This is a genomic window from Paenalcaligenes suwonensis (genome assembly GCF_011290505.1).
Classification (GTDB): Bacteria; Pseudomonadota; Gammaproteobacteria; order Burkholderiales; family Burkholderiaceae_B; genus Paenalcaligenes; species Paenalcaligenes suwonensis.
In genome coordinates this window covers 67541-81617 of sequence record NZ_JAANPV010000006.1, presented here as the reverse complement: position 1 = coordinate 81617, position 14077 = coordinate 67541, and the positions used below count along the sequence as shown (strand labels likewise).

The window sequence follows — 14077 nt, the reverse complement described above, 5'->3', positions numbered from 1 at the left end:
CTTTTTTGTGCGGAAATGTTTAGAACCAGTTGATGGGGTTCCAGTAGTTTCTAGGGGGTTTCAGCCCTTGTTTCCACAAAATACTGTCAGGGAAGTTTTCGTCCATGATGCGTTTGGTGTCATCACGCAAGGCAGTTTCACCCAGTGCGTCGTAAGACAGGTACATCAAGTACAGTGCTTTTTCAGCAATCGCTACACCGTGGAAGTCGGTAATCACACGTTGAGCACGGTTGATAGAAGCAACATAAGCGCCACGTGTGTAGTAGTACTCGGCAACGTGTACTTCGTTTTCAGCAATGGTGCTTACTAACCATGTAATACGTTGTTTAGCGTCAGCAGCATAACGGCTCTCTGGGTAAAGATTGATAAGCTCGTTAAAGGACTCGTACGATTCACGTAAACCTTGAGGGTCACGCTCGCTAGGGTCTTGCTGAGTAAAGCGAGTCAGCATAGCGCTAGGTGGCGTAAATGTGATTAAACCTTTCAGGTACAGCATGTAATCGCTGCCTGGGTGGTTAGGGTATTGCTTTTGGAAGCGATCAATAGCGGCCAAGGCTTGCTCAGGCTCTTCGTCTTTCCAGTTAATGTAGGCTTGGTCAATCAACGCTTGTTGCGCATAGGTACCAAATGGGTAACGCGCTTCAATGGCTTCCAGTCTAGTACGGGCAGCTTTCCAGTTGCCGGCGTTCATTTCTTCACGCGCATCTTGGTAAAGTTTTTCTGCTGTCCAGCCTGCAGTAGGGTCTACGGTAGGTTTAGTGGCACCACAACCCGCGATCACCAATACTACGCAAAGTGTGGCCAGAGCTTTGGCTGAACGTTGAACGTTGGCGATTCGAGATAGAAAAAAACGAGCAAGACGAGTCACAGAAGCATCCTTGGTGTTAGCATTTCAGACTGATTATATGATTTGTTGCTATGCAAGACACTAATACTGCAAAAAATTTACACGATCTCCTGTCCGACGAGGCAGTAGAAGAGCGTCGCTTTGTGTTACCTATCACTCAGGAACCCGAGCGTTTAGATAAAACACTGGCCTTATTGTTGCCAGAGCATTCGCGCAGCCGTCTGCAATCCTGGATAGAAGATGGGCATGTACAGGTGAATCAGCAGGTAGTGCGCACACGCCATATTTTGTATCCCGGCGATGTTATCACGGTGCAGGAACAGGCGGCACCTGAATCCACAGCATTTACCGCAGAACCGGTGGATTTTCCAGTGGTAGAGGAAAGTCCGCATTGGATTGTGGTAAATAAGCCTGCTGGATTGGTAACGCATCCTGGGGCAGGAAATTGGACGGGCACGTTGTTAAACGGTTTGTTGTACCGCTATCCAGAGCTGGCGTCAGTGGCTCGCGCGGGTATTGTGCACCGTTTGGACAAAATGACCTCCGGGTTAATGGTGGTGGCACGTACTGAAACGGCACAAACGCACTTGGTGCGCCAGTTGCAAAGTCGTAGCGTAAAACGCGAGTACCGTGCGTTAGTGCATGGTTTTGTAGCGGCAGAAGGTACGATCAATGCACCTATAGGCCGTGACCCTCACGTGCCTGTACGTATGGCGGTTAATGGCTCGGCGCCACGCGAAGCCATTACGCACTTTCACTGCTTGCGTCATGGCTTAGCAGAGCGAGGCATAGCTTTTAGTGAGGTAGTGTGTAAGCTAGAAACAGGTCGTACCCACCAGATTCGGGTACACATGGCTAACCAAAAGCATCCATTATTGGGTGATGATCTGTACGGCGGTAAACACATGCTTGGGGCTGAGCGCCAGATGCTGCATGCTAAGGCTTTGGGTTTTGAGGACCCTGCTACAGGGCAGTTGGTAAAGTTCGAGTCAGCGATTCCCGACGACATGAACGCTGTGCGGGAGTGTATTGAATGGAAAGACAACTAAAGCTCTCTACGGTTACGGGCCCCGCTTGGGCGGGGTGCGCTTACTTCAGTACGTTGCGATACCCGGGCTACAGCGTAGGCGACTGGGAAGGGCTGAATGTGGGGGCGCATTGTGGAGATGATCCGCTGTTAGTTGCGGATAACAGAGCTTTATTGGGACAGCATGTGCCTAGTCAACCAGTATGGTTGCAGCAAGTGCATGGCACAGGCGTATTTAATGCAGATAACAATGTGACCACCGGTGGTGAGCCACCGCAAGCCGATGCAGCAATTACGTCTGAGCCCAACCGCGTATTAGCCATTATGACGGCCGATTGTCTGCCGGTGGTGGTGTATGATGCGGCTGGTGGTGTGGTGGGGGTGGCGCACGCCGGATGGCGTGGTTTAGCGTCAGGAGTTTTGGAACGCATGGTAGATCAGATGCAAACTAAAACTCGCACCTCAGGTCCATTGTCAGCCTGGGTAGGGCCAGCCATTAGCCAGCAGCATTTTGAAGTGGGCACCGAAGTACGTGAAGCTTTCCTAGCTAAAGATGCGTGCTATGACATGTATTTTGTTCCGTCAAAAAACGCGGGCAAGTATTTTGCCGATTTGCCTAGCATTGCACGGCATCGTTTATACCAACATTGCGATGGCGGTATTGCCGTAGCCCTAAGTGGTGAATGCAGTTTTGAGCGCACTGATCGCTATTACTCGTATAGGCGTCACGCCACCACAGGACGGTTGGTGACGGTAGCGTGGTTGCAAAGCGGCAACTAGTTGTTTATTCTGGATGTTACAAAGTGTAGGTGTGGCGGCAAGTGGAATGTGTTGCGCATTTCTTGTCATGCAAGCTTGCTGCGTGTGATTCGTTGTTCAGTAGTTCAATAAAAGCCCCTAGATGGCTTTGGCGACAGGGAGACAAATTACGATGGCTGAGGCTGCGGTACACCCTCTTTCTCTATTTATTGATAGCGATGCGCTACAGGGCATTCGTGCCGACTTTGAGCATCGCTGGCAGGCGTTGCAACAAGCTGCTGCGCAAGCCTCATTGGGCATGCCTAAAAGCCGTCGCTTTAAAGGTGAGGCATGGAAGTCGCATCCCCAGTCTTTGATGGCTGCTCATGTGTGGGAACTCTACGCCGACACCTTACAAAAGCTTGCTGATCAGGCCTCTATAGGGGGGGAGCAGCAGCAACGCCTCTCTTTTGCATTAATGCAGTGGATAGAGGCTATTTCACCTGCAAACTTCTTGGCCACTAATCCGGATGTGCAGCAAGATTTGCTGTTCACACAAGGGGCGAGTTTGCTCACAGGTGCGCAGAATTTCTGGCAAGACTTGCAAAAAGGGCGCTTGAGTCAAACCGACGAAAGCCAGTTTCAGCTAGGCGAAAACTTGGCCACCACGCCCGGTGATGTGGTGTACAGCAATGCGTTGTTTGAACTGCTGCATTACCGTCCTTCCACGGCGACAGTGAAGGCTATTCCGCTGTTGGTTGTGCCGCCTTGCATTAACAAATACTACATCCTAGATTTACAGCCGCGTAATTCCTTTGTGCGGCACGCGGTAGAGCAAGGCTATCAGGTGTTTTTGATGTCATGGCGTAACCCGTTGCTGGATGATGACGATGGCATTGCGCAAGCAACGTGGGGCGACTATCTAGAGAGTGGGGTCTTGCAAGCCATTGATGTGGTGCGCGACATTACACAGCAGCCCAAGATCAATGCATTGGGGTTTTGTGTAGGTGGTACCCTATTAAGCTCTGCGCTTAGTTTGGCGGCAGCGCAGGGTGAGCACCCAGTGAACGCGTTAACCCTGCTCACAACCATGCTGGATTTTGAAGACGTAGGCGCATTGCAAGTCTTTGTGGATGAAGCGTTGGCGTGCTTCAGGGAATGGCAAATAGGTTCTGGTGGATTGTTGGCGGCGAATGAGCTGGCCACGACCTTTGCCTTTTTGCGTCCAGCGGAACTGGTCTGGAATTACGTCACTGATAACTATTTAAAGGGCAAAACGCCGCCAGCTTTTGATCTGTTGTATTGGAATGCTGATGGTACAAATTTGCCCGGCCCATTTTTTACGTGGTATTTCCGTAATACATATCTGGAAAATAATTTAAAAAAACCAGAAGGTGTAGCCATTAATGGGCACACGTTAACGTTGAATACACTCACTATGCCGGCTTACGTATATGGATCGCGTGACGATCATATTGTGCCGTGGCGTAGTGCATACCGCAGCGCCCAGCTACTACAGGGCGACGTGCGCTTTGTGTTGGGGGCGTCGGGTCATATTGCTGGTGTTATTAATCCACCAGCCGATCAAAAGCGTCATTACTGGACGCAAACAACCGCCGGAAGCTTAGATAAGACGCAAGAGTCTGAGCACTGGTTTGATCAAGCGCAGCAGTTGCCCGGTAGTTGGTGGGGTGATTGGATGAGCTGGTTGGAGAAGCATAGCGGAGCAGACATTACTGCTACCACGCAAACAGGCAATGCGCAGTATCCTGCCTTACTGGCAGCACCGGGCAACTACGTGCGAGTCAGAGCGTAACCGCTACAAGAGTAAAAAAAGTATGTTGGTGCAGAGCTGGCCAACTCGTGCTGTTGTATGAGTGAGGACTACAAGGAGAAAGTGTATGTCTGGAAAATTAGCATATGTGACCGGGGGCATGGGTGGTATCGGTACGGCAATATGTCAGCGTTTAGCGCGTGAAGGTTTTAAAGTTGTTGCTGGGTGTGGGCCAAACAGAGACGCCCAAAAGTGGTTAGATGAGCAACGTCAGCTGGGTTTCGAGTTTCATGCGTCGGCTGGAAACGTCTCGGATTGGGACTCCACCGTTGAGGCGTTTGAAAAAGTACGACGTGAGCACGGCGACGTTGCGGTATTGGTGAATAACGCAGGTATTACACGCGATGGCCAATTTCGTAAAATGACTCTAGAAGAGTGGCGCTCTGTGATCGATACGAACTTGAACAGTTTGTTTAACGTAACGAAGCAAGTGCTAGAGCCCATGTTGGCCAACAACTGGGGGCGTATTATTAATATCAGCTCGGTGAATGGGCAGCGCGGCCAATTTGGTCAAACAAACTATTCCACGGCCAAAGCAGGTATACATGGTTTTACAATGGCACTGGCGCAAGAGGTTGCCAGCAAAGGGGTAACAGTGAATACTGTTTCGCCAGGTTATATTGGTACGGATATGGTGCGTGCCATACGTCCCGATGTGCTAGAGAAAATCGTTGCAACGATTCCAGTGCGTCGCTTGGGTGAGCCTGACGAAATCGCCTCTATTGTGGCGTGGCTGGCTTCTGATGATTCAGGCTTTTCTACCGGTGCTGACTTTTCAGTCAACGGTGGCCTGCATATGGGCTAATGCACGGTATTTTTGGAATTAAAAGGTAGTCTATGACACAAGATTCTGCAGCAGAAACTGTAAGATTAATTAAGAAATATCCAAATAGGCGGCTCTACGATACGTGCACCAGCTCGTACATCACCTTGGCAGATGTAAAACAATTGGTGATGGCAAGCGAAAGCTTTACTGTGGTGGATGCCAAGACTAATGACGATATTACGCGCAGTATTCTGTTGCAGATTATCTTGGAAGAAGAAAGCGCGAACGTGCCCATGTTTTCAACCGAGGTGCTGTCGCACATCATACGGTTCTATGGCAGTGCCATGCAGGGCGTAATGGGCAGCTATCTTGAGCAGAACATTCAAGCGTTCATCGAAATTCAAGAGCGCTTGCTAGCACAGTCTAAGCATGTGTATGGCAAGCCTGTAGGGCCTGAGGCGTGGGCACAGTTTATGACTGTGCAAACACCGATGATCCAGAAAATGATGAACTCTTATGCGGAGCAAAGTCAGAAAATGTTTACGCAGGTGCAAGACCAGATGCAAGACCAAATGTATGGGTTGTTTACGGCCTTTCCTTTTGCGTCCCCTGCGCCTACTAAAGAAAAAACACGTAAACCCAAAGAGTAAAACGGTCTTGCGTAAAGCAGGGCTCTGATGATGTAATGGTAAAACTGGTGGGGAGGTCTTTTCCCCACGGTTTTATTAGCTGGGCATCAGTGACGTAAATAACGTCTACAAGATTGCTGTGCAGGCCACAGATCCTTTAGCCCAACACTTCCTTTCTTTTTCTTATAGCCCAAATGGTTTAGTCGCATGGTTGTTATGCGAGCTAAGCACGTGTACTAAAGATGAAAACTCAAAATGCCTTCGTGTTCAATAGCTGTGTGCAGGAACAGGGGATGGGTTGCGCCTTTATTTTGTGTGCAAATAATGTGGGCAAAGAAAAAGGGCTGATTTCTAAGAAATCAGCCCTTTCGGAATTTGGTTGCGGGGGCAGGATTTGAACCTACGACCTTCGGGTTATGAGCCCGACGAGCTACCATGCTGCTCCACCCCGCGTCAGAAAAATCATAGTAACCTGACTGTTTCAAAAAAGCAAGCTTCATTTGGAAAATAGACTAGGTATGACAGATAATGAGATTTTAAAAGTGTTGGAAGCGGCATTATTATGTACAGAAGAGCCGCTTAATCTGTCACAATTACGGCAGTTGTTCGGTGTGCATGAAATTTCCGCCGATCAGATGCGTCACCATCTAGCGATGTTGCAGCTGGATTGGAACGATAGAGGGCTTGAGCTGGTATCCCTATCCAGCGGTTGGCGTTTTCAAAGCCGACCTGAAATGCAGCCTTATCTGGCACGACTTAATCCGGACCGTCCGCCTAAATACTCACGTGCGGTATTGGAAACGCTGGCCATCATTGCGTGGCGTCAGCCGGTTACCCGTGGTGATATTGAAGATATACGTGGAGTGGGTGTTTCTACTCAGATTGTGCGTACATTGGAAGATCGGGGTTGGATCGAAGTTCTGGGCTATAGAGATGCGCCTGGGCGCCCTGCGTTGTTAGGTACAACGCGACAATTTCTAGATGATTTAGGTTTACGTTCTTTGCAGGACTTGCCTTCTTTGGATGAAGAGCAGGTTCAGGATGTGTTTATGCAACAGCTTGTGGAGCTGGATAACACGCAACAAGGGACGTTGCATGAGCCCGACACTACGGAACATGAAGAAAGCGATGAGAAGTGACACTTTTCATCAAAGCATAATGAATGAGAAAAACTGGAGTCTTTTAATCAATGACGGAAAATATTGAACAAGCGCCTGAGCGTAGCGCGGAAGGGGCTGATGCCACTTCTACGGCATCGCGAGGCAAAGGGCGTAAGTTGCGTACGCCGTTTCGCCGTCGTCGTGGTGACGCAACCGAAGCCGGTGCGCGTAATCGTGATGATGCCTCCTCCACCTCTGAAGTAAAAGAAGAGGTTTCGGATCAGCAGCCAGCCGCTAAAGGCAGACGTAGGCCAGCTGCTGCAGCGAACGCCGACCAGCCACGTGCTCCCCGCGCACCTCGTGCGCGTAAAACGAGTACACGTGCTAAAGCGGCGCCAGCTCAGACGGTAGAGCAAGAGCAACCGGTGCGTATGAGTGCTGAGGATGATCAAGAAGCGGATCACGCACTGTCGTACTTGGATAAAACAGCCAGAATGTCCCAACGCTTGGGGCGTTACCTGACCAGCGAGGCTATACAGCCTAAGTTGCATAAGGTCTTGGCTGATGCGGGTGTGGGTTCACGCCGCGAAATGGAAGAGATGATTGTGGCAGGGCGCGTGTCGGTTAACGGCGAGCCTGCACACATTGGTCAGCGCGTAGGTCAGGATGACAAAGTACGCGTGAATGGCCGTTTGATTGCACGTCCAAACGCTAATAAACCACCACGCGTGATTTTGTATCACAAGCCGGTAGGCGAAATCGTGACGCATGATGACCCAGAGGGGCGCGAAACGGTATTTGCTCGTTTACCAAAAATGCGTGTGGGTAAATGGCTGTCCATAGGCAGGCTGGATTTGAACACCGAAGGTTTGTTGATTTTCACAACCTCTGGTGATCTGGCCAACAAAATGATGCACCCACGTTATGGCGCTGAGCGTGAGTACGCTGTGCGTGTGTTGGGTGAGCTGGCGGATGATCAAGCTAAACGTCTGACTACTGGCATTGAGCTGGAAGATGGTGAGGCTAAGTTTGGTGAGTTGGAGTTTATCGGTGGTGAAGGCAGTAACCGCTGGTACCGCGTGACCTTGCATGAAGGGCGTAATCGCGAAGTGCGCCGCATGTTTGAGGCTGCCGGTGTAACGGTGAGCCGATTGATCCGTACACGTTTTGGCGAGGTGGTGTTGCCTCGTAACTTGCGTCGTGGTCGTTGGGAAGAGTTAAACGCCGACATGGTCGCTGCGCTGATGCTGCGTGTAGGGTTGTGGCGTGATACCGGCGAGACAGAAAGCGCGGGTGGTCGTCGTGGCGCACGTCGCCATAGTCAGCCGTTAAGTCATGACAGTGCATTGCCTCCAGGTTTTGGCACGATGGAGCAAAACGGTACCAATGGTGCTCGTACCAACCGACGTGGCCGTCTGCGTACCAGTGAAGGTGGTGGTTATGTGGACCCAACAGCGACTACCGGCATGCTGGTTAGTGGTGGCTTGGCTAACGGCCACCCAGAGGCGGGCCGAGGCGGTCGTCGTGGTGGTGGGCGTAGCGGTGCTCCGCAGCGTGGTAATGCAGGGCCTTCCGCAAGAGGGCAGCAAGCTAGAGACCCGCAAGCTGGTCCGGCCAATAAACGCCGTCGTGGTAGTGAGCGTGGTGCAGAGGAAGGGCAACAGGCACCTCGATCTGCTGCGAAGCGTGCACCAGCGCGTGGTGGTCGTTCAGGCAATCGCTCGGGTGATGATTGGCAGCCGCGTTCCTCCAATGCGCATGAATCCCGCTTGGCTCGCATAGGGACTAACCGTCGTTAATGCACCACAGGGCCGGGCTATGAGGTAGGTGTAGTCCGGTTTCTGTGAGTTGAAGGCTTTATTTCTGGGCTAAGCGCTGGATGTGGCAGGATTTTTTCTCGAATTCTGTTAAAATGTAAAGCTTGGCACGGTATCATCGTTATTGTATGTAATGTTAGATACTTACCGGATCTAAGCTTTTAAGGTAGCAGTGGGCTGGCAGTCAGCCCATTTTTTTTGGATTTTATGGCAGATATTTTCGCTTTAACACAAGAAGCCTTGCTGGGCAGCGACATCGAATTGATCGATGTAGAGCGTGCGCCTCTGGGCGTGTTGCGTGTCGTGATCGATCATCCTGAAGGGGTGGTCATTGACCATTGTGAATGGGTGTCCAAACAGTTGTCGCGCGTTTTCGAAGTAGAAAACGTCGATTACGCTCGTCTGGAAGTGAGTTCTCCTGGTATAGATCGTCCGCTACGAACATTGCGAGACTTTGTACGCTTTGCCGGTGCTAGGGTAGAACTGCGCTTTTACGAGGCGGTGGATAACCAGAAAGTGTTTAAGGGTGTGTTGATCAGCCCTGAAGACGTCACTGTGGATAATGTGGATGCAGACACGCAGTTTGTGTTGGAGTTAGAGCAAGCTTCTGGCAATGTCAGAGACCTAACATTCACATTTGATGAAGTGGATCGTGCCAAATTGGATCCCGTTCTTGATTTCAAGGGTAGAAAGCGATGAGTCGCGAAATTCTTTTGCTAGTTGATGCGCTGGCGCGTGAAAAAGGTGTAGAAGCAGATGTGGTGTTTGGCGCCCTAGAAGGTGCGTTAGCGTCTGCAATGAAAAAACGCTTCGAAGAAGATGCCGACATACGGGTAGCGGTGGATCGCGTAACGGGCGAACACGAAGGGTTCAGACGTTGGTTGGTAGTGCCTGATGAAGCAGGCCTGCAAGAACCTGATCGTCAAGAGATGTACAGTGACGCGATTGAAATCGTGCCTGATGTGCAGATCGGTGATTACATTGAAGAGGCCTTAGAGCCTATAGAATTTGGACGTATTGGTGCGCAAGCAGCTAAACAGGCTATTTTGCAACGTATACGTGATGCAGAGCGTGAGCAAGTGCTGAACGACTTCTTGGATCGTGGCGAGAAAATCGTCTCTGGTACAGTACGTCGTATAGACAAGGGCGATGCCATCATTGAGATGGGTAAAATCGAAGCCCGTTTGCCACGTAGCGAAATGATCCCCAAAGAAAATATTCGTATGGGTGACCGTGTTCGCGCATTGGTAAAAACAATTGATCGCGCTGCTCGTGGTCAACAGGTGATTCTGTCTCGTACCGCTCCTGATTTCATCAAGGAACTGTTCGAGAACGAAGTACCAGAAATCGAACAAGGCTTGCTGGAAATTAAAGCCGCTGCTCGCGATGCGGGTGTACGTGCCAAAATTGCCGTTATCGCCTATGACCAGCGTATTGACCCTATCGGTACATGTGTAGGTATGCGCGGTTCGCGTGTGACTGCCGTTCGTAACGAGTTGGGCGGCGAGCAGGTTGATATCGTTTTGTGGGCTGAAGATCCCGCAGAATTTGTGATTGGTGCACTGGCTCCAGCGCATGTGGAATCCATTGTTGTTGATGAAGACAAACATGCCATGGACGTAGTGGTGGATGAAGAGAACCTGCCTAAGGCTATTGGTGCTCGTGGTCAAAACGTACGTTTGGCTTCCGAACTGACTGGCTGGCAAATCAACATCATGACACCAGAAGAAAGCCAGAACCGTCAGGAAGAAGAGCGTCGTGAACTGCAAAATATGTTCATGCAGCGCTTGGATGTAGACGAAGGTATTGCCGACGTGCTGATTGACGAAGGTTTCAGTGGTCTAGAAGAAGTGGCCTATGTGCCGCTGCAAGAGCTGCTAGATATAGACTCCTTTGACGAAGAAACCGTTAACGAGCTGCGTACACGTGCTCGTAATGCCTTGTTGTCTGAAGCTATCGCTAAAGACGAACTGGTACAGGCAGTTGAGAAAGACCTGTTAGAAATCGAAGGAATGACTCCTGATATCGTGGCGGCTTTGGCTGAAAAAGAAGTAACCACGCTGGATGATTTGGCCGAATTGGCGACAGATGAACTGTCCGAAATCACTGGCCTAAATGCTGAAGACGCTAGCAACCTAATTATGCGTGCACGAGCCCACTGGTTTGATGGTGACGCATGATGACGTTGCAGCAGGTCGGCCTGCTCTAGAGAGGAGAGCCGACTATCAGGGGTTATTATTAATAGAATAAGTAGTTGTAAGCAAGAGAGAGTCGAATGCCGAGTAACACAGTCGCCCAGTTCGCTCAAGAACTGAAAATGCCTGCAGAATCGTTGTTGGAGCAATTGCGTGCTGCAGGTGTTCAGCTCAGATCGGTAGACGATTCCGTCACCGAAGCAGATAAGGCGAAGCTGCTAGAGTCATTGCGTGGAAATAAAATCACGCTGACTCGTCGCAAAACCTCAGAAATCCGCCAAGCTGATGGATCAGGGCGTTCTCGCACTATTCAGGTAGAAACCCGCAAGAAACGCGTATTTGTGAAACGGGATCCGGCTGAGCTTCTTGCTGAAGCCGCTAAAGCTGCAACAGCAGCCCGTGATGAAGAACAAAATGCTGTTGAACCTGCTGAGACCGCACCGGTAGCAGTAGAAAATACTGCACCAGCAGAAGTAAGCAAACCAACTGTTGCACCAGTAGCTACACCTGAAGTAGCTGCTGAAGCACCAGTAGCAGTAGAAACTCCTAAGCAAGAGCCTGCTCCTGCACAGGAAACCAACGTTGAGGCCCAGCCAGAGCCAGTTAAAAAGGCACCGGTTGCAGAGACTCAAAAAACCGAACCGACTGCAGAAACAGCAGCCAAGGAAGAACAGGTACGGCAACCTGTGTCACCCGCTGTCAGTCAGTCTGAAAAGCAAGTGCCTGAAGTTACATCACAGGTAGAGCAAGAAACGCCTGTGAAGGCAGAACAAACTGAAGAGCTGGATAACGTGGCCGTTAAAAACAAGCCTGTCAAAGACACCCCTACAGCGAAAGCTGACAATCAAACTCGTAGCCCAAGACCGCAAGGTGGAGCGAATGCGCAGCGTGGCGGCAATACGTCGTCCGGCGCAAACCGTCATTCGGATCGTCCGCAAGGCGCAGGCCGTCCGCAATCCAGCGGCAATCCTGCTACTCGCCGACCAGCGCCCCAGGCTGCTGTGAGCGATGGCGATCGTGATCGCGCTCGCTCAGCAGCAGAAGCGGAAGCGGCTGCCATCAGTGAGATGCTGAACCGTCCTCGCAAAGTATTGCGTGCGGCAGAAAGCCAAGACGCTGCTCGTAAAGCGGGTAAACCGGTTACGAAGAAAGATGCGAAAAACGGCGATAGCACCAAGAAAACAACGGCTAAACCAGCAGTTAAAGGTGAAACCGGTTGGGTGGGCGATAGCCGTCGTAAACAGCCTTCCAAAGCTGAAGTGGCTTCTGCCTCTACCGAGCGCGAAGCATGGCATGCCAGCAACCGTGGTGGTAAACGTGGCCGTGGCCGTCAGAACCAAGTAGAGCAGCAACCACAAGTAGTGGAAGCAATTGTTCGCGAAGTGGCTGTGCCTGAAACCATTACTGTTGCTGACCTGGCTCACAAAATGGCTGTGAAAGCAGCAGAAGTGATCAAGCATCTGATGAAGCTGGGTCAAATGGTTACCATTAACCAAGTGCTGGATCAAGAAACAGCCATGATCTTGGTTGAAGAAATGGGCCATACAGCGATTGCTGCCAAACTGGACGATCCTGAGTCCTTCTTGGAAGATCAGTTCACTGGCGAGATTGAAGAGGGCCCACGTGCTCCAGTGGTGACCGTAATGGGTCACGTTGACCACGGTAAAACCTCCTTGCTGGACTACATCCGTCGCACTAAAGTAGCGTCGGGCGAGGCTGGTGGTATTACTCAGCACATTGGTGCGTACAACGTTAAAACTGAACGCGGTAATGTAACGTTCTTGGATACCCCCGGTCACGAAGCCTTTACGGCCATGCGTGCTCGCGGTACCAAAGCGACCGACGTTGTTATTCTGGTGGTTGCGTCCGATGACGGCGTGATGCCACAAACACGTGAAGCTATTCACCATGCACGCGCCGCTGGCGTACCGCTGGTTGTAGCCATCACTAAAGTAGATAAACCTGAAGCCAACCCTGAGCGCGTGAAGCAAGAGTTGTTGGTGGAAGAGGTGGTGCCTGAAGAGTACGGTGGCGATGTGCCTTTCGTACCTGTATCGGCACGCACTGGTGACGGTATTGATGACTTGTTGGAGCAAGTGCTGCTACAAGCAGAAATGCTAGAACTGAAAGCGCCAATCAACACACCTGCACAAGGTACTGTGATTGAAGCCCGTCTGGATCGCGGTCGCGGCCCGGTGGCGACAGTGCTGGTTCAAACAGGTACATTGCATCACGGTGATACCGTGCTGGTAGGCGCAAGCTTTGGCCGTATTCGTGCCATGGTGAACGAAACGGGTAAGTCCCTGAAAGAAGCAGGCCCATCTATGCCTGTGGAAATTCAAGGTTTGACTGAAGTGCCTGCAGCGGGTGATCAACTGGTTGCTATGCAAGATGAGCGTAAAGCACGTGAAATTGCTTTGTTCCGTCAAGGTAAATACCGTGATGTGAAATTGGCTCGTCAGCAAGCAGCGAAATTGGATTCCCTGTTTGAGAACATTGGTGAAGGTGTACAGACATTGTCTCTGATCATCAAAACCGACGTACAAGGTTCTCAAGAGGCGTTGGTGTCTTCCTTGCTGAAACTGGCAACGGACGAAGTGAAAGTACAAGTAGTGCACGCTGCGGTGGGTGGTATTTCTGAAAGCGACATCAACTTGGCTATCGCGTCTAACGCAGTAGTAATTGGCTTTAACGTACGTGCAGAACAAAGCGCACGTAAACTGGCCGAATTGAACGGTATTGATATTCGCTACTACAACATCATTTACGATGCGGTAGACGAAGTGAAAGCAGCCTTGTCCGGCATGTTGACACCAGAGAAACGCGAAGAGGTTATCGGTATGGTAGAAATTCGCGAGGTGTACCACATTTCTCGTATTGGGAGTGTGGCTGGTTGTATGGTTACCGAAGGCATCGTCAAGCGCGATTCTCAGGTACGTCTGCTGCGCGACAACGTGGTGCATTGGACGGGCCATCTCGAATCCCTGCGACGCTTCAAGGACGATGTCCGCGAAGTACGCCAAGGCTTCGATTGTGGTATCACCTTACGTGGTAATAATGATATTCAAGTGGGCGACCAGCTAGAGATCTTCGAGATCAAGGAAATCGCCCGGTCACTGTAATT

General features: G+C 50.8%; 10 protein-coding genes, 1 tRNA gene and 1 pseudogene. 10 read left to right on the top strand and 2 right to left on the bottom strand.

What is annotated here, in order from left to right; genetic code table 11:
- Window positions 1-19: 19 nt before the first annotated feature.
- Window positions 20-835, bottom strand: a complete 816-nt coding sequence (locus tag GY634_RS10485) for an outer membrane protein assembly factor BamD (RefSeq protein WP_278249034.1) — start codon at window positions 833-835, stop codon at window positions 20-22.
- An 83-nt stretch (window positions 836-918) separates the two neighbouring features.
- Between GY634_RS10485 and GY634_RS10480 the strand changes: the two genes are divergently transcribed.
- The 5 genes from GY634_RS10480 (at window position 919) to phaR (ending at window position 5862) form a co-directional block, all read left to right on the top strand.
- Window positions 919-1896, top strand: coding sequence for an RluA family pseudouridine synthase (locus GY634_RS10480; RefSeq protein ID WP_166408491.1), 978 nt, complete (start codon window positions 919-921; stop codon window positions 1894-1896).
- Window positions 1881-2654 (top strand): peptidoglycan editing factor PgeF, encoded by a 774-nt coding sequence (gene pgeF, locus GY634_RS10475; RefSeq protein WP_166408490.1) that lies wholly within the window; start codon window positions 1881-1883, stop codon window positions 2652-2654. Before GY634_RS10480 ends, pgeF begins: the two co-directional genes overlap by 16 nt.
- A gap of 151 nt (window positions 2655-2805) precedes the next feature.
- A complete protein-coding gene (locus tag GY634_RS10470) occupies window positions 2806-4428 on the top strand; it encodes a PHA/PHB synthase family protein (protein ID WP_166408489.1) in 1623 nt (540 codons plus the stop codon).
- 85 nt (window positions 4429-4513) lie between these two features.
- Window positions 4514-5251 (top strand): acetoacetyl-CoA reductase, encoded by a 738-nt coding sequence (phbB, locus tag GY634_RS10465; protein WP_166408488.1) that lies wholly within the window; start codon window positions 4514-4516, stop codon window positions 5249-5251.
- A 32-nt stretch (window positions 5252-5283) separates the two neighbouring features.
- The gene (phaR, locus tag GY634_RS10460; protein WP_166408487.1) at window positions 5284-5862 is read left to right on the top strand and encodes a polyhydroxyalkanoate synthesis repressor PhaR; all 579 of its coding nucleotides are present in this window, start codon (window positions 5284-5286) and stop codon (window positions 5860-5862) included.
- 355 nt (window positions 5863-6217) lie between these two features.
- Here phaR and GY634_RS10455 read toward each other — a convergent pair.
- Window positions 6218-6294 (bottom strand) — tRNA-Met (locus GY634_RS10455).
- Window positions 6295-6359: 65 nt separating this feature from the next.
- Between GY634_RS10455 and scpB the strand changes: the two are divergent.
- The 5 genes and pseudogenes from scpB to infB form a co-directional block, all read left to right on the top strand.
- Window positions 6360-6875: pseudogene (scpB, locus tag GY634_RS10450) on the top strand (SMC-Scp complex subunit ScpB); the annotation flags it as partial.
- A gap of 155 nt (window positions 6876-7030) precedes the next feature.
- Window positions 7031-8740, top strand: coding sequence for a 23S rRNA pseudouridine(2605) synthase RluB (gene rluB / locus GY634_RS10445; RefSeq protein ID WP_166408485.1), 1710 nt, complete (start codon window positions 7031-7033; stop codon window positions 8738-8740).
- A 225-nt stretch (window positions 8741-8965) separates the two neighbouring features.
- Window positions 8966-9457: a ribosome maturation factor RimP gene (gene rimP, locus GY634_RS10440; protein WP_166408484.1), complete on the top strand. Its 492-nt coding sequence runs from the start codon at window positions 8966-8968 to the stop codon at window positions 9455-9457.
- On the top strand, window positions 9454-10938 hold the full coding sequence (gene nusA, locus GY634_RS10435) for a transcription termination factor NusA (RefSeq protein ID WP_166408483.1): 1485 nt from the start codon (window positions 9454-9456) through the stop codon (window positions 10936-10938). The genes rimP and nusA overlap by 4 nt, the downstream gene beginning before the upstream one ends.
- 95 nt (window positions 10939-11033) lie before the next feature.
- The gene (gene infB / locus GY634_RS10430; RefSeq protein ID WP_166408482.1) at window positions 11034-14075 is read left to right on the top strand and encodes a translation initiation factor IF-2; all 3042 of its coding nucleotides are present in this window, start codon (window positions 11034-11036) and stop codon (window positions 14073-14075) included.
- Window positions 14076-14077: the final 2 nt, after the last annotated feature.